At 40.9% G+C, this 18,830-nt stretch carries 18 protein-coding genes; 7 read left to right on the plus strand and 11 right to left on the minus strand.

Annotated elements, in window-relative coordinates:
* The first annotated feature begins 101 nt into the window (after positions 1-101).
* Entirely contained in the window at positions 102-344 is a 243-nt protein-coding gene (locus EXE29_RS11370) for a hypothetical protein (RefSeq protein ID WP_120364315.1), read from the plus strand.
* A gap of 184 nt (positions 345-528) precedes the next feature.
* On the opposite strand, the gene purB is transcribed toward EXE29_RS11370, so the two are convergent.
* The 5 genes from purB to EXE29_RS11395 all read right to left on the minus strand — a co-directional run bounded on the left by purB (position 529) and on the right by EXE29_RS11395 (position 5,042).
* A complete protein-coding gene (gene purB / locus EXE29_RS11375) occupies positions 529-1,917 on the minus strand; it encodes an adenylosuccinate lyase (RefSeq protein ID WP_106984697.1) in 1,389 nt (462 codons plus the stop codon).
* A 59-nt stretch (positions 1,918-1,976) separates the two neighbouring features.
* Positions 1,977-2,708, minus strand: a complete 732-nt coding sequence (gene hflD, locus EXE29_RS11380) for a high frequency lysogenization protein HflD (protein WP_117007253.1) — start codon at positions 2,706-2,708, stop codon at positions 1,977-1,979.
* Between the two features lie 13 nt (positions 2,709-2,721).
* Entirely contained in the window at positions 2,722-3,858 is a 1,137-nt protein-coding gene (gene mnmA / locus EXE29_RS11385; protein ID WP_106984747.1) for a tRNA 2-thiouridine(34) synthase MnmA, read from the minus strand.
* Positions 3,859-3,862: 4 nt separating this feature from the next.
* Positions 3,863-4,348, minus strand: coding sequence for an NUDIX hydrolase (locus tag EXE29_RS11390; RefSeq protein WP_106984699.1), 486 nt, complete (start codon positions 4,346-4,348; stop codon positions 3,863-3,865).
* Positions 4,349-4,511: 163 nt separating this feature from the next.
* A complete protein-coding gene (locus EXE29_RS11395; protein ID WP_106984700.1) occupies positions 4,512-5,042 on the minus strand; it encodes a helix-turn-helix domain-containing protein in 531 nt (176 codons plus the stop codon).
* A 116-nt stretch (positions 5,043-5,158) separates the two neighbouring features.
* Here EXE29_RS11395 and EXE29_RS11400 point away from each other — a divergent pair, with 116 nt between their 5' ends.
* On the plus strand, positions 5,159-6,121 hold the full coding sequence (locus EXE29_RS11400) for a DMT family transporter (RefSeq protein WP_120364314.1): 963 nt from the start codon (positions 5,159-5,161) through the stop codon (positions 6,119-6,121).
* A 99-nt stretch (positions 6,122-6,220) separates the two neighbouring features.
* Here the strand turns inward: EXE29_RS11400 and EXE29_RS11405 are convergent, their stop codons facing one another.
* The 4 genes from EXE29_RS11405 to EXE29_RS11420 all read right to left on the minus strand — a co-directional run bounded on the left by EXE29_RS11405 (position 6,221) and on the right by EXE29_RS11420 (position 9,099).
* Positions 6,221-6,760, minus strand: a complete 540-nt coding sequence (locus tag EXE29_RS11405; RefSeq protein ID WP_120364313.1) for a gamma carbonic anhydrase family protein — start codon at positions 6,758-6,760, stop codon at positions 6,221-6,223.
* 109 nt (positions 6,761-6,869) lie between these two features.
* Positions 6,870-8,018 (minus strand): D-alanyl-D-alanine carboxypeptidase PBP5/6, encoded by a 1,149-nt coding sequence (gene dacC / locus EXE29_RS11410; RefSeq protein ID WP_106984704.1) that lies wholly within the window; start codon positions 8,016-8,018, stop codon positions 6,870-6,872.
* A 116-nt stretch (positions 8,019-8,134) separates the two neighbouring features.
* The gene (locus EXE29_RS11415; protein WP_106984705.1) at positions 8,135-8,509 is read right to left on the minus strand and encodes an MCR_0457 family protein; all 375 of its coding nucleotides are present in this window, start codon (positions 8,507-8,509) and stop codon (positions 8,135-8,137) included.
* 212 nt (positions 8,510-8,721) lie between these two features.
* On the minus strand, positions 8,722-9,099 hold the full coding sequence (locus EXE29_RS11420) for an MCR_0457 family protein (protein WP_117007249.1): 378 nt from the start codon (positions 9,097-9,099) through the stop codon (positions 8,722-8,724).
* 112 nt (positions 9,100-9,211) lie between these two features.
* Here EXE29_RS11420 and surE point away from each other — a divergent pair, with 112 nt between their 5' ends.
* From surE to EXE29_RS11435, 3 genes are all read left to right on the plus strand, one after another.
* Positions 9,212-9,988, plus strand: a complete 777-nt coding sequence (gene surE, locus EXE29_RS11425; RefSeq protein ID WP_106984707.1) for a 5'/3'-nucleotidase SurE — start codon at positions 9,212-9,214, stop codon at positions 9,986-9,988.
* A 111-nt stretch (positions 9,989-10,099) separates the two neighbouring features.
* Positions 10,100-10,924: a peptidoglycan DD-metalloendopeptidase family protein gene (locus EXE29_RS11430; RefSeq protein WP_106984708.1), complete on the plus strand. Its 825-nt coding sequence runs from the start codon at positions 10,100-10,102 to the stop codon at positions 10,922-10,924.
* A 91-nt stretch (positions 10,925-11,015) separates the two neighbouring features.
* The gene (locus EXE29_RS11435) at positions 11,016-11,945 is read left to right on the plus strand and encodes a LysR family transcriptional regulator (protein ID WP_106984709.1); all 930 of its coding nucleotides are present in this window, start codon (positions 11,016-11,018) and stop codon (positions 11,943-11,945) included.
* A gap of 76 nt (positions 11,946-12,021) precedes the next feature.
* On the opposite strand, the gene EXE29_RS11440 is transcribed toward EXE29_RS11435, so the two are convergent.
* Positions 12,022-13,233: an aspartate aminotransferase family protein gene (locus tag EXE29_RS11440; RefSeq protein WP_120364312.1), complete on the minus strand. Its 1,212-nt coding sequence runs from the start codon at positions 13,231-13,233 to the stop codon at positions 12,022-12,024.
* A 198-nt stretch (positions 13,234-13,431) separates the two neighbouring features.
* On the opposite strand from EXE29_RS11440, the gene grxD reads away from it, so the two are divergent.
* Complete coding sequence (grxD, locus tag EXE29_RS11445; RefSeq protein WP_106984711.1) at positions 13,432-13,773, plus strand: Grx4 family monothiol glutaredoxin; 342 nt, start codon at positions 13,432-13,434, stop codon at positions 13,771-13,773.
* A gap of 57 nt (positions 13,774-13,830) precedes the next feature.
* On the opposite strand, the gene EXE29_RS11450 is transcribed toward grxD, so the two are convergent.
* The gene (locus tag EXE29_RS11450) at positions 13,831-16,470 is read right to left on the minus strand and encodes a Lon protease family protein (RefSeq protein ID WP_120364311.1); all 2,640 of its coding nucleotides are present in this window, start codon (positions 16,468-16,470) and stop codon (positions 13,831-13,833) included.
* Between the two features lie 180 nt (positions 16,471-16,650).
* Here EXE29_RS11450 and EXE29_RS11455 point away from each other — a divergent pair, with 180 nt between their 5' ends.
* Positions 16,651-18,792, plus strand: coding sequence for an AmpG family muropeptide MFS transporter (locus tag EXE29_RS11455; protein WP_120364310.1), 2,142 nt, complete (start codon positions 16,651-16,653; stop codon positions 18,790-18,792).
* The last annotated feature ends 38 nt before the right edge of the window (positions 18,793-18,830 follow it).

The following is an 18,830-nucleotide window of genomic DNA, read 5'->3' on the forward strand; positions in this document are numbered from 1 at the left end:
ATTGCGATGATGACATCCTGAGTGAGTATGCCGAATTGGCAATTTAGCGCTTGAATCCGTTACACTTAGCGACTGTATTTTAAATTGATTCGAGACAGCGCATGGCGGTTGTAGAAGCATTTGTTGCACAACAAAATTGCTATTTTAACTATGAATTTGAAGAACTAAACCAGTTAAATGGTGTTTTCCCAGAAGAGTTGTTTGTCTCTTTGCGTGGTATGTTGTATCGCCATGAAATTCAGTATCCAAATGCAACGTATTATATTTACTTTAGCGACCTACTCACTGGTTGTGAATTACAACGTATGAAGGATGATTGGGCGAAGTATTGTCCTGGGGAATAAAAATTCTTTCTCCTTGTAGAAGATGAGAAACACTGTTTTGCAAGGAAGAGCTTAAAGCCACATCCCTTGCAACGCAAAGCTCTTCATCCTAAGTGGAGAAGACACTTTTTAGTGGTTATTTCGGCAAGCCTATGTTGAATAAAAAAAGCGAAGCCTGAGCTTCGCTTTTTTACTTTAAGCTAAATTAGATTTTAGCAATTAAGTCTTTGATTTGTTTTGCTTGTTCTGCTGCATTACCTGTGTAAGTTGCAGGAGTCATTTCTGCAAGGCGCGCACGATCTTCAGCAGGAACTGCAGAAAGTTCGTTACCGTTGACGAAATCAACCATCATGTCACGTGTCATTGCTTGACCGCGAGTAAGGGCTTTTAGTTTTTCGTATGGTTTTTCCACGTTGTAACGACGCATTACAGTTTGAATTGGTTCTGCAAGAACTTCTTGAGCGTGGTCAAGATCTTCAAGAATACGCGCAGCATTCAATTCAAGTTTACCAATACCTTTTAAGCAAGCTTCAAAAGCGATTAAGCTTTGCGCCAAACCAACACCCATGTTACGAAGAACTGTAGAGTCAGTTAAGTCACGTTGCCAGCGAGAAATAGGAAGTTTTTCGCCAAGGTGAGCCAATACTGCATTTGCAATACCCAAGTTACCTTCAGAGTTTTCGAAGTCAATTGGGTTAACTTTATGTGGCATAGTTGAAGAACCTACTTCACCTTCTTTCAAACGTTGTTTGAAGAAACCAAGTGAGATGTAGCCCCAAACGTCACGGTTAAAGTCAATTAACACAGTGTTGAAACGACGAAGTGCATCAAACATTTCTGCGATGTAGTCGTGTGGTTCAATTTGAGTTGTGTACGGGTTGAATGTTAAACCTAGTGATTCAACAAATGCTTGCGAGTGAGCAGGCCAGTTAATTTCTGGGTAAGCAGAGTAGTGCGCATTGTAGTTGCCTACAGCGCCGTTAATTTTACCTAAAAGTTCAACATTGTTGAATTGTTTGATTTGGCGGGCAAGGCGGTAAGCCACGTTTGCCATTTCTTTACCCAAAGTTGTCGGGCTTGCAGTTTGACCGTGTGTACGAGACAGCATAGGCTGTTCAGCGTGAGTTTCAGCCAAAGCCGCAATCGCATCTACGATTTGCTGCATAGATTCAACCAGTACTGCACGGCCGTTTTTCAGCATTAACGCATGAGACAAGTTGTTGATGTCTTCAGAAGTACATGCAAAGTGAATGAATTCGCCTGCATTTTTAAGTTCTGCGATGTCAGCAATCTGTTCTTTCAGGAAGTACTCAACGGCTTTAACGTCGTGGTTGGTTGTACGCTCGATTTCTTTAATGCGGTTTGCATTGTCTTCAGAGAAGTTTGCAACAATTGCATCAAGAGCAGCGTTAGTTTCAGCACTGAACGCTGGAACTTCAGTTATTTCAGGACGGTTTGCAAGCGCTTGTAACCAACGCACTTCAACAGTCACACGAGCGTGGATTAAACCAAACTCAGAGAGGAAGGGACGGAGAGCATCACATTTGCTTGCGTAGCGTCCATCTAATGGAGAAAGTGCGGTTAAAGCGTTCATAGCGATTCCTTAAACTTTGGAATTAAACGTAAAACAAAAAAGCCCGAATACAGCATCATTCATACGGTTTGATACTGTAAACGGGCAAGATCCTGAATATCCTGCAGCAGCTTGCGCTTGCTGAAAATCATGCCCCAAGAACTGCCGCCGAGCTGACGCCACAAATGCGCCATTTGCAGGCCGGTAAACAGCGATGCGCGGATGCGGTTGGTATGGCTTGAGTCTTTAAATGCTTCAGCATTGCCGCGAACCATGATGCGGGGATTAATAGATCCGGCGGTTTCGACATAGGTTTGCGCGAGGTTGGCAATGATGCTGGGGTGTAAATAGTTATTATCAAAAAATGAAAGCTGTTTTAATATTTTTTGCTGGGACTGTTCAATAATTTCGACAAATTTGGGATTGCTATAAACTTTCTTTTCTAGTTGTAACAGTGCCATTGCGTAGTTCATTGGCAGTTTAGTATTGGCAAGTTTTGGCAATCTGGATTTAGGTGACGTATTAAATGGGTGGTTAATGCTGTTTTCTAAGGTTTTTAAACCGAGGGAGATGTCGGCCAATTGATTAAAGAAAGCTAACGTTTGACACTGGCATGGGCCACTTGGTCGAATATTTAAGCTGGCTTTAATCAATTGTTCAAAATAGAAGTTACCGCTTTCACCAATACTCTGGCGACCCGTTAGCGCAGTCATGTGCGTTAACTGGGTGGCTTGAAAAACACCTGCCAACGCTAATGCGCGATTTTGACGGGTGTTCAGAGTCTGGGGCTGTTGAAACGGTAACTCTGTCATGCCGAGACAATCCTTATTGAATAAAATCTGGTTTAGGTGCATTGGTATGATGAATCACACCACCGCCTAAACAAACTTCACCTGCATAGAATACAACGCTTTGACCTGGCGTCACGGCGCGCTGTGCTTCATCAAATTCTACACGTACGCCATTTGGTGCGTCTGGGTCTTTGTACAAGGTACATGCCTGATCACCTTGGCGGTAGCGTGTTTTTGCAGTACAGCGGAAACCTGTTTCAGGAATCTCTTGCTCACCTGCAACCCAATCAATGGCTTCAGACCATAAGATGGTGCTTTGCATGAGTGGGTGTTCATGGCCTTGGCCGACCACTAAACGGTTACCTTCGATATCTTTATGCAGTACAAACCAAGCGCCTTCTGCAACGCCTTTCATACCACCAATACCAATGCCACCGCGCTGGCCGAGCGTATAGTACATTAAGCCGTGATGATCACCAACCTCTTTGCCATCTTCAAGCACAATTTTTCCAGGCTGCGCTGGTAAATATTGTTTTAAGAAGTCATTAAAACGTCGTTCGCCAATAAAGCAGATGCCGGTTGAGTCTTTTTTCTTCGCAGTGGCTAGGCCTAATTCTTCCGCAATTTTACGAACTTGCGGTTTTTCAATCTCGCCGACAGGGAACAAAGTTTTATTAATTTCACGGCCATGAACGGCATGTAAAAAGTAAGTTTGGTCTTTGTTGTTGTCTACACCGCGAAGTAAAGATGCATATTCTTCACCACGTGAGTTTTTAAGTGTTTCCCCTCTACGGCAGTAATGGCCAGTGGCAATAAAGTCTGCACCAAGGTTCACAGCATGGTCTAAAAACGCACGGAATTTAATTTCTTTGTTGCACAGAATATCTGGGTTAGGGGTACGGCCAGCGGCATATTCTGCAAGGAAATGTTCGAACACGCGGTCCCAATATTCCATTGCAAAGTTTGCTGTGTGTAATTTAATACCAATTTTATCGCAAACAGCCTGTGCATCAGCAAGGTCGTCCATTGCTGTGCAGTATTCCGTGCCGTCATCTTCTTCCCAGTTTTTCATGAATAGGCCTTCAACTTGATAGCCTTGCTGAAGAAGAAGCGCTGCAGACACAGATGAGTCTACACCACCAGACATACCGACGATGACACGTTGTTGCATAGGATTAGGCATCCAAATTTGAAATGAGGGGAGAATTTTGGTGCTCATAAACGAGCGATAAAGGATATTTTTGACCAGACAAAGCATCTTGAACTGCTTTAATAACTAGCGGGCTACGCGCACGAGCTGTTTCTAGCAGTTCTTCTAATGTCATCCATTTTGGACCAACAATGCCTGTGTCCAATTCTGCTTCTGGAAAATATTCCAGCACATGCGCTAAAAAGCAGAAACGGAAATAGGTACGGTCTGGATACATTGGAGGCGTATAAGTATAAATGCCTAAAAGCGCATCTACGTCTACCGCATGGCCAGTTTCTTCCATGGTTTCGCGTATGGCTGCTTGAATGATGGTTTCACCGCATTCGACATGACCTGCAGGCTGATTAAACACAGTATGCGTTACGCCTTGGGTATGTTCTTCAACAAACAGGAATTTTCCGTCTTTTTCAACAACAGTTGCAACGGTAACGTGCGCAGTCCAAGCGGTCATATAACAGCACCATGGTAAGGGATGCGCTATTGTATAAAATTTTGGGGTGTGTGGCTATGTCGAACTGAACATTAAAGCTTACAGGGTGATAAAGATGCCGAGTTTCACTGGAAATTTTGCCTGAACCGATCAGCATTTTAACAGACTGATCAAACACTCACATTTATTTTGCATAATGAATAATATTATAAAAAATTACGTCGTGATTACTGTGATTAAGGTAGCGATGTACCTGATCTGCATGAAAACGAATACTTTCTCCAGTATTGGCCACATAGTGCTGATCTTCAGTCTGAATAGTGATACTGCCATTCAAAGGCAAAATATCTTCAATCACACCTTTTTCATGGATAGATGAATCATGCGATGAGTTAGCTTTTAAAGTAATGTGTAAAATTTCATATCCAAGTGTGGCATCAAATGCTTGTAAGACTTTAACAGAGAGCGCTTCGTCTTGATGCTTAAGCACGGCTGGATTTTGCTGTTCTGCAGGTAAGAAGGCACTTAAAGAGCTGTGAAACCCTAGGGCAATCTTCCAAAGCGTTTGCACAGTCGGATTAGATTCTTCACGCTCAATTTGACCCAGCATAGCCTTACTAATACCCGTCTCTTTTGCGGTTTGATCCAAACTCCAACCTTTTTCTGTACGAAGTTTTTTGAGTTGACTAGCAATATGCTTTAGCAATATGGACATTTCATCACCTATTTATATTGTGCGTTATAACGTACAATGAAATTCTTGTGCATTATAACGCACAAGCTTTTTATTGCTGAAGATTGATTTAAAAATTTTAAATAGCAGGTGGTAATGTGCGCGCGATTATTTATGGATTATTAGCATCCTGTTTTTTTTCTACGGCCTTTATTTTTAATCGGGCGATGGAAATAGAGGGCGGAAGCTGGATGTGGAGCTCTTCGTTACGCTTCTTTTGGATGGTGCCAATGCTACTTTTGATTGTTGCTGTTCGTGGCAAGTTAGCGTCCAGCTTGCAACATTTAAAAGAGAATTTTAAACAATATTTACTCTGGAGCACGGTTGGCTTTGGACTGTTTTACGCGCCATTAACCTTTGCAAGTATTTATTCTCCAGGTTGGCTGATTGCTGGAAGTTGGCAAACGACCATTATTGCGGGATCTTTATTGGTGCCGTTTTTGGGCGCAGGTGCATCTCAGGCTCAGGGTAGTGTATGGTCGAAACTGCCTTGGAAAGAGCTAAAGTGGTCGAGTGTGATTATTTTAGGGGTGATTCTGATTTTGTGGGATCAAATGAGCAGTATCAGTTGGACATTGGCTTTAGCAGGCTTTATTCCAGTGGTATTTGCAGCCTTTATGTACCCATTAGGCAATCGAAAAATGATGCAAGTGTGTCAAGGCAAAGTAGAAACACCTGAGCGGGTACTCAATATGACGTTGGCAAGTTTACCGTTTTGGGCGGTGATTGCCGTGTTTGGCTTGCTCGATCATGGATTGCCTTCAAGTAGTCAGGTTTCATACGCATTTTTAGTGGCTTTATTTTCTGGGGTAATTGCGACTTTATTGTTTTTCTCAGCAACCAATTTGGTGCATACCCAGCCAAATCAATTGGCGATGGTTGAAGCCACTCAAGCTGGTGAGTTGCTATTTACTTTATTGGGCGAAATGATTTTTTTAAATATGGGTTTACCATCGAAGCTTGCACTATTCGGCGTATTTTTAATTGGCTTAGGTATGGTGGTACATAGTATGGCTTCTATAAAAATTCAAAAAAGCGCGAAGTTACAAGAAGGCAGCTAGCCTTTGCTTATAAGGTTTGAAGCGTTCGCATAAGGATGAATTGATTAATTATTGATGATAATAAAAAGCGCGTTATGCCGCGCTTTTTATATTTTTAGCTTAACTTTGCTCTAGATAATTATTCGCAACCTTTACATAATGCCGTGCTGAATAGGGTAAAAACTCTTTTTCTTTATCCGTGAGTGGACGGACTTTTTGTACAGGACTTCCTACATATAAATAGCCACTTTCTAAGCGTTTACGAGGTGGTACTAGCGAGCCTGCACCAATCATTACATCATCTTCAATAATGGCATCATCTAAAATAATGCTACTGATGCCAACCAATACACGGTTACCAATGGTACAACCATGTAATTTGACATGATGACCAATCGTGACATCTTCACCGATAATAAGTGGAGAGCCTTCAGGCTTATCGGCTTTTTTATGGCTGACATGGAGCATGGCATGATCTTGCACATTAGAATTTTTGCCAATATGAATGTGATTGACATCGCCACGGATCACGGCAAAAGGCCAAACTGAGACATTTTCCGCCAGTTGAACTTCACCAATCACCACTGACATTTCATCAATATAGCATGTAGCGTCAATTTTTGGATGATGGTGTAAATAGGGGCGGATATTTTTGTTCATAACGGTCCGTCGCAAATAATAAATATTCCTTAGAGTATAAAATAAAAAAGCACCCAAACCGAGGTATGGATGCTTTGGTCTAAGCTGAAAAAATCAGCTTTCGAAAATTTTAGAATAAGTTAGCAAAGAATTGTTTGATGTGATCAATCATTTTTGCAAAGAAGCCAGCTTCTTCAACGGCATTTAATGCCACCAATGGTTTTTCAGCAATTACTTTACCATTTAAAGTTGCAACGTATTTACCTACAACTTGACCTTGTTTTAAAGGCGCAGTCAATTTTGGTTGTACCACCAATTGCGTTTTGATCGCGTTTGCTTCGCCTTTAGGCATCGTTACATTAAAGTTTTCTGGTAAGCCAATTTGTACTTCGCTGTCTTTACCATACCAAACCTTCGCTTTTGCTAAGACTTGTTTTGCAGGCTGAACTTTAACCGTTTCAAAATTTGCATAACCCCAAGCTAAAATTTCACGTGTTTGTGACGCACGTTCGTTCATGCTTGGTGCACCAAAAATCACTGAAATTAAACGTAAAGGACCACGTTTTGCAGACGTTGTTAGGCAGTAACCTGCTTCATCTGTATGACCTGTTTTTAAACCATCCACACTTGGGTCAGTATAAAGTAAGGCATTACGGTTACCTTGCTTAATACCGTTGAAAGTAAATTCTTTTTCAGAATAGATTGGATAGTACTTAGAGCTGTCATGAATAATGTGTTGTGCAAGCGTAGCCATGTCTTTTGCAGTTGAATAGTGACCTTCTGCTGGCATACCTGTGGCATTAATGAAGTGCGTATTGCTCATGCCAATACGTTTAGACTCTTGGTTCATCATGTGAACGAAAGTGCCTTCATTGCCTGCAATGTGTTCAGCCATTGCTTTAGATGCATCATTACCCGATTGGATAATAATACCGCGAAGCATTTCAAGTGCTGTTGCTGTTCCATTTAATGGCACATACATACAAGATTCTGCGCTAGTACCACGGCACCATGCAGATTCATTCATGCGCACTTTTTCATTTTCAGTTAGCTCGCCACTCAATAACTTTTGTTCAATGATGTAACTGGTCATCATTTTTGTCATTGAAGCAGGTGCTAATTTTTCGTTTTCATTTTTTGCAGCAAGGATTTGCCCAGTCTCATAGTCCATCAGCACATAAGATTTATTATTCAATTCTGGGGGTGCAGATAGGACTGTTGCCGCAAATGAAAAAGAAGGTGCAAGAACTAATGCGGCAAGGGCGGTTTTTCGGGTCATTCTAAGTGGTTCCAATAACTTGTTATAAGCGCAAGAGCCTAGCATTTTAGGACAAAGCTAGGCTGACTTCTACGGGTGAGAAAGGCTTATTTTAAAAGTATTGTAACGAAGTGAGCTTAATTTGCGTATGTCGTCAATTCTTGGCAAATTTCTAAGTTTTTCGCATCACCTGCTTTTTTTGCATCTGCTTGGGCTTCTTGCAAAATTGGTGCAAATTTTGGCTCTTGTGATAGGGCTTTTAAGCTTTGAACTGGATTTTTGACCTGTGGCATATTCTCTTTTAAAAGTTTGGCATAACCTTGTTCAAATTTGCCTTGTGCTTTTGCTTCAATCAGTGAAGGGCAAATATCAGATAGGACATACATTGCTGCTAATTCTTGCTGAGTTACTTGAGTGTCGCTTGGTGTGACATCGACATTTTCAGCATAAACATGAAGAGTAAATGCAGAGAGTGTAAGAGCAGTCAAAGTTTTTAGCAGAGGATATTTCATTTAAAAAACCTAATTTTAAAAGTTGTATAACTAGAATGAATTGTAGCTTAAAACGAATTTAGGTAAATATCAGCTAGCTTTTGTATTGAAGGTGTTGAAACCATGAAGGAATAATGAATGACTGTATAATATAAACCGCCTAAGTTTTAGACGGTTTATATCTTCAAACCTACTGATCTGATGAGGTGATTGGAATGAGAATATTTAACGCATTATTCTTCTTCGTAATTTAAAACGTCATCACATACAGATTTTTGCTCTTCTTTAGAAGATTCTTTCGCTGCAGTACGAGACTCTGCTAAGAAAGATTTATATTCAGCATCTGCTTGTAGCTTTTCATAAGTCATCGACTTTTCTGAGTAGTCTGCTAAATAGCTTTTGATTAAGCTTTGAATGTTGCTGTCAAATTTGGCATTTTTACCAATAATTGCAGGGCAAACTTCCGCCATTACTTGAGTTGATGCGATATCTTCCTTAATAATTGTGTTGGCTTCAGCAGGCGTTAGTCCTTCATCAGCAATAACTGCTTGAGACAATACAGCAGCCAAGCTTAACCCCAGTAAGCGACGAAATGATAAAGTTGTAATCATTTTTTAATTCACACATTTTTGATGGATGTCGGAATTTTAATATATATAATTCTCTATATATATCAATCAAATGTTCTGAACGGTCATTTTTAAACGGTAACAGGTTTTTTCAGTGAATATTTTAATCGCCAATGATGATGGTGTATTTGCACCAGGGATCCAAGCTTTAGCTCATGCCTTAAGACCTTTAGGTCGTGTGGTGATTGTTGCTCCCGAAGCAGAACGTAGTGGTTTTTCTAGTGCCTTAACTTTAGATCGCCCATTACGTCCCATTCAAATTGCACCAGATATGTGGGCTGTAAATGGTACACCTGCAGATTGTGTGTATTTGTCTATGAATGGACTATTCGATTTTGAATTTGACTTGGTGGTCAGTGGTATTAACTGCGGGGCAAATTTAGGGGACGATGTGCTGTATTCAGGTACAGTAGGGGCGGCATTTGAAGGACGCTTAATGGCACAACCTGCAATTGCCGTGTCATTGGCAGGGCCAAATGTACGCGGTTATAACGACCCACAAGATTTCGCACAAGCAGCGCAGTGGGTACATGACTTTATTGCAGGCGGTTTACCAGCATTGCCATCACGACACATCTTTAATATTAATATTCCAGATGTGGCTGAATTAAAAGGTGCACAAGTCACTTATCAAGGTCGTCGTCGCCAATCTAAGCCAATTACCACACAAGTCGACCCACGTGGCCGTCAAGTATTTTGGATCGGTTTATCAGGCGAAGCTGTTGCAGAGCCTAAAAAAGGGGTATTTGGTATTGAATCGGACTTCTTTGCCGTTGCCAATGGCTTTGTCAGTATTACGCCAATTCAAATGGATGCGACAAATTACGATATTTTGATGGACTTACACACACAATTTAGCCAAAAACAGTAACAAGTGTTATAACTTTGTGAAAAACACAACTGTGAAGCTTATTTGCAGTTGTTTTTTGCTAATCTTAGCGCATTCACACCATTCGCTTCATTTTTGTTAGAGAGGAAAATAATGTCCCTGGTGTTTTCAAAAGTTGCCTCTACAGCCCCAGCTACTATATTCAAAACTTTTGTACTTGCTGCGGCCACTGCTTCTGCCTTGGTATTGAGTGGTTGTGCGTCAAAACCTCAGGTGAATAATTCAGCTCGTTATGTTGCTGCTCCAGATTTTTATACAGTGCGTTCAGGTGACACTTTAAGTGGAATTGCTGCCCGTTATGGTTTGAGTTATATCAGTGTTGCAGAGATGAATGATATTGCAGCGCCGTATCGTATTTATGTGGGCCAATCACTACGCCTAAAAAATTCGTCATCTCGTCGTGCGGCTTCTACGCAAGCAGTAACGCAGGCTGCACCAATTCAGCGTCAATCGATTGCATTGCCACAAAATACACCAACGACACCATCACAGACTGTGCGTACACCTGTAGCACCCGTGACTGCTCCAAGCACACCAGTCACGTCAAGTTCATTGCGTTGGGTACGTCCTGCAACAGGCCCTGTACTTGAAAGCTTTAATTTAGCAAATAATGTCAAAGGCACACGTTATTCAGGGAATGTTGGTGATCCAATTGTGGCTGCTGCTGATGGCCAAGTGGTTTATGCTGCTGATGGTTTAAAAGAATATGGTAATTTGGTCTTGATCAAGCATGTAAGTGGTTATATCACTGCATACGCCCACAACAGTAAAATTTTAGTGAAAAGTGGACAAAATGTAACAGCTGGTCAAAAAATTGCAGAGATGGGTTCTTCTGGTACATCTCGAACAATGTTGGAGTTTCAGGTTCGTTTAGACGGGAAACCTATCAATCCAATTTCAATTTTACCAAATAATTAAATAGATAATGCAAATCATAAATTTCTTCGTATAATACAATGAGTTGTTTTTAATATTGCAAAAACAGCTCAAAGTTTTATGAGGGAACTTCATGTTAGATCAACTTCGGGGTATGGGTGTTTTTGCTTGTGTAGTAGAAAAAAACTCATTTAGCGGCGCGGCACGAGAACTGGGTATTACCACCAGTGCTGTCAGTCAACAAATCCGTTCTTTAGAACAGGATATGGAAGTTGTATTGTTGCATCGTTCTACACGAAAATTAAGCCTCACAGAAGCTGGACAGGCTTTTTTTCATAGTTGCCAAGACATGTTGTCGGCAGCTGAGCGTGGCAAAATTAGAATTAATGAATTACGCGATGATTTGGTTGGTGATTTACGCATTGTTTCGACACCTGAAATGTGTGCCAATCATATTATTCCAGCATTGTCACAATGGATGTCTACGCATAATGGTTTAAATATTCATATTGATGCCGATTATCAATTTGCCGATCTAAAAGAAAGTCGCATTGATATTGCGCTACGAATAGGCCATAGAATAGAAGATCCAAATGTACAATCTGTAGCGCTTGCGCGTGTAGATCAAATTTTGGTGGCCTCACCAAGTTATATTCATCAGCATTCATTTATTTCACGCCCTGAAGATTTAACTCGACATGATGTGATTATGACGAATCTGGCAAAACACAATCATAGTTTTGCATTTCAGCATGCAGTGAGTGCCGAAACTATCGTATTAGATATTGCATCGCGTTATTCAACCAATAACACGCTTATTGCAAAAAATATGTGCATGCAGGGCCATGGAATAGCACGTATGTTGTATTTAGATGTGCAAAAAGATTTAATGAATGGCAATTTAGTTGAAGTTTTACCAGAGTGGAAATTACCAACATTCACTCTATATGCGGTCATGCCAAAATCTGAACAACAATCCACTAAAGTGCAACGAAGCCTTGAAATTTTGAAGCAATATTTCTCTCTACTTTCAGGTGGTCGAGTCTATAAAGAAGTTTCATGAGACTTTTAAACTATTATCTTAGACTTTTTAAGTATATAAAAAGCCGCAATAAGCGGCTTTTTATATGGCATTAAGTTTAAGCTAAATATGCTTTTACCATACGAACAATACGATCAACTAAAAGATCAGCTTGTTCTTGTGTGATATTTAATGCAGGGAGCAAACGAATTACAGAGCCTGCAGTGACATTTAAAATCAAATGGTATTCATCACGGGCGATATCCACTAAATCAGCGCAAGCTTTAGGTAATTCAATACCAATCATTAAGCCAAAGCCGCGTACTGTGACTTGCTGATCTTGAAGCTTTTCAGTCAATTGTTGAACGATGTAAGCACCTTTTTCAGCAGCATTAGCAACCAAGTTTTCTTTTTGAATGGTTTCAATAACAGTGTAAACCACACGTGAGCCCAAAAGTGTACCACTGTATGTTGAACCGTGGTTACCTGCAGTTAATACGCCTACACCACGACCTTGAGTCATTACTGCACCAATAGGGAAGCCGTTGCCTAAACCTTTGGCAGTGGTCAATACGTCAGGCACAATATTGGTGTGTTGGTAAGCAAAGTATTTGCCTGTACGGCCATTACCAGTTTGTACTTCGTCTAACATCATCAACCAGTTGTGTTGGTTACAAATGCGACGGATCTCTTCTAAATAGCTAAAACCTTGAGGTGCAGTATTTACACCACCTTCACCTTGAATCGGTTCAACTAAAATAGCTACGATGTCTGGGTGATTAATGGCTGCTTCTTCAATCGCTTCAATATCACCAAAAGGCACACGAATAAAGCCTTCTACCAGTGGTGCAAAACCATCTTGTACTTTTTTGTTGCCTGTTGCAGACAGTGTTGCAAGTGTACGACCATGGAAAGAATGATCTGCAACAATAATTTTTGGTGTGCTAATCCCTTGTAAGTGTGCAAATTTACGTGCAATTTTAATTGCGCCTTCGTTTGATTCTGCACCACTATTTGAGAAGAAAACTTCTTCCATGCCAGCAACTTCAGCAAGCTTTTGCGCTGCTGCCGTTTGCCAAGGCACTTCAAAAATATTGCTGGTATGAATTAACGTTGCAGCTTGTTCTGCAATAGCTTCTGTTACTGCTGGGTGTGAATGACCTAAACCACACACAGCAATACCTGTGAGTGCGTCGAAGTATTCTGTACCATCTTCAGTATAAAGATAAGAACCTCGGCCTCGGACAAAGCTGATCTTTTGACGGCCAAATACAGGCATCAAGTGAGAGGGTTGATCAGTTTGCACAGGCGCAAGGGTAATGTTGTTCATGACTAACTCTTATCTGTTCGGAGGATTGAAAATTTACTTTTGCTACTTTATAAATGAAAGTATCAAGGTGTTCTATATAAGCAAAATATACCCATGATTTAAAGCCCGATTGTAAATAAAATTGGAAATATTACTTTAGTCATACTGTTTTGTTGAGTTTTGGGTATAATGCGATGCAGATTTATTGAGGATATATCAATGACTGAACAAGCTCGTGATACAGAAGCGTTAATTCGCGACCAAATTGCTAAACATGCTGTTTTACTTTACATGAAAGGCACACCACAATTCCCACAGTGTGGTTTTTCTGCACGTGCTGTTGAAGCGCTCAGTCAAATTGGCCGTCCATTTGCTTATGTAAATATCTTGGAAAACCCAGATATTCGTGCAACTTTGCCAATCATTGCAAACTGGCCAACTTTCCCGCAATTATGGATCAACGGTGAGTTGATCGGTGGTAGCGACATTATGTTGGACATGTTCCAAAAAGGCGAATTAAAAACTTTAGTTGAAGAATTCAGCCCAGCTCCTGAAGCTTAATTCAGAGTAAGTAAAAAAGCGCCGATAAACGGCGCTTTTTTTGTGTCTGCTAGATGATTATTTTTCTTCAGTAGATGCATTTGCATCCGTCGAAGAAGTCACTTCAGCATCTGCTTGTTGTTGCGCTTTGAGTTCAGCCTTTTTCTTTTTTTTGTCTTTCTTCTTTTTTTTCTTTTTTTTGCTGTCTTCTTCTTCCTCAAAAGCTGCGCCATCTTCTATTGCTTGCCAGTATTCAAGTTGTTCCATAACAGCAGCAAAAATCGAATTTTTGCTATAACGGCCTTTTTTATCGAGCGTACCGACAGGACGCGCCATGAGGATTTCTAAGGCTTGTGCAATATTGTCGATGGCATGAATATGGAATTGACCATTTTGCACGGCTTCAATTACATCTTTACGGAGCATTAAGTGTTGCATATTTTGACGAGGAATAATGACGCCTTGCTGGCCCGTTAAACCTTGTAATTTACATGCATCATAGAAACCTTCAATTTTGGCATTGACACCACCGATGGGTTGTACTTGACCCAATTGGTTCATAGAGCCTGTAATTGCCCAAGATTGATCAATTGGGAGCTGGCTAATCGCAGAAATTAAGGCAGAGAGTTCCGCTACGGTAGCGCTGTCTCCATCAACTTGACCATAGCTTTGCTCAAAAGCTAAGGCAGCTGAGAAGTGGAGTGTTTGTTCGCGACCAAAGTGAGCTTTGAGGAAGCTCGACATGAGCAAAACACCTTTGGCATGCAATGAGCCACCCAGTTCAACACTGCGTTCAATATCTAGGATATCGCCACCACCTTGATAAACTGAAGCGGTTAAGCGTGAGGGTAGACCAAATTCGACATCGGCATATTGAATGACCGAAAGAGCATTAATTTGTCCTAAACGGTGGCCACGCGTTTCAATCAATTGCGTACCACGGGTTAAGTCTTGCCAATACAACTCGCGTAAATAGCCAAGTCGATATTTACGATGGTCGAGCGCCGTATTAATGTGCTGTTCTGTGACCATGCTGTCATTGGCTTGTACTGCATGGTGGTGTGCTTCGCGAATTAAGTCACCCAAAGTCAGTGCATGTAAAGACAGTGAACTTTGGTCTTCGGCTTGGCGACTTGAATCTGTTAAGAGTGCAGATAGTGCGGAACGATCAAATGGAAGTAGTTTGTCCGACTGTACATAGTCTGCAATTAACTGCATATAAGCATGTTCATTGTCATCATTACGCTGTAGCGTGTCGGTAAAGTCCGCACGAATTTTAAATACGCTACCAAGCTCTGGTTCAAGCTCTAAAATTTCATAATAAATTTCAGGCTCAGCCAGTAAAATGACTTTAATGTTGAGCGGAATGGCAGCGGGCTCAATCGAAATGCTACCTGTGAGGGTGAGCATGTGCTCCAGAGAAGACAGCTTGAGTTGACCCGATTTAAGCGCGCGTTTTAATCCTTGCCATGCATAAGGCTGTTCAAGTAATTGCTCAGCTTCAAGCATTAAAAAACCACCATTGGCTTTATGTAAAGCACCTGGTCGAATTAAGGTAAAGTCTGTTGTGATGGTGCCATTTTGAGTCAGTTGCTCGACATGACCCAATAAATTGTAATGGGTTGGGAAATCTTCAAAAATGACAGGTGCACCCGCATTAGCTTTATGCGTAACCACAATATTGGCTTGGTAGCGCGCTGGCACACGGTTAAAAATTCCTGGTCGGAAATCGTCTTCTTCTTGTTCTAAAACGATTTCTACATTTTCGATAATGTCTTCTGCATACAGTTTTAGATATTGGGCAAGGCCTTCAACTTCTTTAAATTTATTGAGCATTGATTCAATACGAGGCATGACCACTTGCTTGGCAATATCACGATTTAAATGCTGAACTTTATCGCGAGCATCATCTTCTAGATCGCCTAAATGTAGGCCAAGGCGATCCAGCTTTTTGTCCATGTAGCGAATATTGGCAGAGATTTCCGCACGTTGTTGGCTACTGAGCGCATGAATCTCTTCTTTAGACATTTCTTGCATTTTATTGTCTTTAAAATGCATTGGGACAAAGTGATGTTCATCATTTTGAGTGATGAGTTTAAGGTCGAGATCTTCACCTTCTTTGGTTAGCTCAAATAAGGCTAAATTCTGTTCATCACCAGTCCGTTGACGAATCAGTTCGATATTGTTGTGATATGTTTCAGCGGTAAAGCGACGTTCAAGTTGCTTTAAAATGGTCTGCCACGTTTGATGTAATTGTGTTTGAAACTTAGGTGCTTGACCTGCAGGTAGTTTTAATGCCAAAGGTTGGCGTTGTACCTGAAAGTTATTGACATAGACCCAGTCATTTGGCGTAGGCATCGTTTTAGCGTGCTGTTGGAGCAAGCGCTTAATCATGGTGCGTTTGCCTAGACCAGCCGTACCTACAGCAAAAATATTATAGCCAGAATAAGGCAATGCAATTCCTGCTTCTACTGAAGCACGGGCACGATCTTGACCTAAAAAATTATTTAAGGGTTTTAAGCGTTTGGTCGATGTTGGAATTTTTTTGAGGTCAGTTAAATAAGTCAGTTGTTCAAATTGAAGCTGAGTTTTGCTCAAGGTAGTTTGAATCTCTGGTTGATCAAAAACACTGATTATTTTTTTAGCTTCTGGCACTTCGTTTTGGTTAGCAGTGGGTGTGGAAAGAGAAGATTGAAGAGTTTCGAGTTTTTTGGTCACTGTTGAATCCAAAACATATTAATAACGGCAGAATTTAAAGGTATACAGAAATGCCTGAAAAGATCAAGCAACATGGCTGATTTTCTCGACAAAATTACGTACAGATTTTATAAATTTGGTTGAAACCAAGCGGATTAAGCGCTTGAATAGCATCATTCATTTTCAGACAAAAATAATGTAATGACAACACAAGCTTCAGGATGGAAAGCGGCATTTACCGCATTTCTAGATAAACGTGCGCTGATCATGCTGTTTTTAGGCTTTTCGGCAGGTATTCCAATTCTGCTGATATTTTCTAGCTTGTCACTGTGGTTAGGTGAGGCGGGCATTGATAAGAGCGCCGTAACATTTTTTAGTTGGGCCGCTTTAGGTTATTCCTTTAAATTTGTCTGGGCACCTTTAATTGATGAGCTCCCAGTGCCTTTATTGACCAAATTAATGGGGCGTCGCCGTGCTTGGTTGCTGATTGCTCAGTGTCTGATTATCTGTGCTATTGCCATTATGGCGTTGTCGGATCCTGCACTTGGACAGAGTTATATTTACCAAATGGCAGCAGGCGCAGTACTTTTGGGCTTTTCGGCAGCCACACAAGATATTGTGATTGATGCGTACCGTATTGAATTGGCAGAAACTGAAATGCAGACCGTATTAGCTTCTACCTATAATGCGGGTTATCGCATTGGTATGATTGTTGCTGGTGCTGGTGCGTTATTTTTAGCAGCTTATTTGGGCACGGCTAAAGGTAATTATATATATGAGGCTTGGCGCACGACCTATTTTGCTATGGCTGCTGTCATGCTTGTGGGAATTATTACGACCTTAGTGATTCGTGAACCACAAGTAGAACGTATCCATAAAAATTATCAGCGCTTTGATTATTACCGTTTGGTCGGTGTGTTTTTTGTGGCTGTGGTCAGTTTTGTACTTAGCTATATTTTTTCAGGGAATGCAGTTGAAGCACTGAACACTCAGTTTGAGGTACAGGATTCATTGTTACTCTTTGGCTTGGAATCTATACGTTTTATTGGGTCTGGGGCAATTGCTTTACTCGTAGGTGGTGGCTTAGTCAAAGCTGGTGCAGTAAACAAGCAGATGGCTTATGAAACTTGGGTCAATCCTGTTGCTGATTTTTTTAAGCGCTATGGTGTAAAGCTGGCATTGGTTTTATTGCTTTTGATTGGTTTCTACCGTATTTCAGACATTATTGCCGGTGTTATTTCTAATGTGTTTTACCAAGACTTAAATTTTAGTAAAGAGCAAATTGCTGAAGCGGTAAAAGTCTATGGTGTTATTTTTAGCTTGGTCGGTGGCTTTTTAGGAGGCTTACTGGCACAGCGTATGAACATTATGAAATTAATGTTTGTGGGTGCGATTTTAGCCAGTTCGACCAATTTAATTTTTATTGGTTTGGTGAAATCGGGTCAGCCACTCGGTGAAGTTACTGTACAGGCTGGTGGTAAAAGCTATCAAGTGCAGGCAGATGAAACGGGTGCATGGACGCAAAAAGTTCCTGTTGCTGATTTGCGCTCTGGTGAGGCGATACACGTGAGTGCAACTTATATGCAAGATAAAAGTGGCGCTGTAACAGTAGAGATGCCATATCTTAATGATCAAGCAAACAAGGCATTACTCGTATTTCCGATTACGGCAGACAATGTGGTTAATGCGCAAGAAAGCCAAAATAGCATTGTGGTGCGTGGTCAAACAGCGCATGCTCTAAATGAGCAACAAAAACTGCAGGTGCAACTCGATGGCCAAACCTTTGAAGCTAAATTAGACAAAGCAGGTATTTTTACCGCGACGATTCCAGGAAAAGCCTTGGCTGAATCGGCTAGCCACAAAGTTGAAGTACAGCTGTTGGATGCTGAGCGTATTATTGCTACACAAACACATGCTTATGAAGTTAATACTGTTGCCAATATGGCAGGGGTGCTTAGTGTAGATGTACAACCAATACAGCTGGCGCAAGCAGAAAATGGCTGGGTTGAGCTGAAAGGTAAAGTGATTAAGTCATATAGTTCAATGTGGCTATACTTTGCGATCATTGTGGATAATTTAGCCTCTGGCTTGGCTGGGGCAGCATTTATTGCATTTTTATCCAGCTTAACCAGTGTATCGTTTACGGCAGTGCAGTATGCAATTTTCAGTTCTTTAATGACCTTAACACCTAAAATTTTAGGCGGTTATTCGGGTACGATCGTGACCAATATTGGCTATCCAAAATTTTTCTTAATGACTGCATTAATTGGTATTCCAATTTTGTTTTTAGTGGTTTGGGTTGCAAAATTGCTCAAAGAACATGAACAAAAAACCACGCAATAGACTTTGAGTATAGTTTGATTAAAAAAAACCGCGATAAT

It is taken from the genome of Acinetobacter sp. WCHAc060006 (genome assembly GCF_004209135.1).
In the GTDB taxonomy this organism is placed as follows: domain Bacteria; phylum Pseudomonadota; class Gammaproteobacteria; order Pseudomonadales; family Moraxellaceae; genus Acinetobacter; species Acinetobacter cumulans.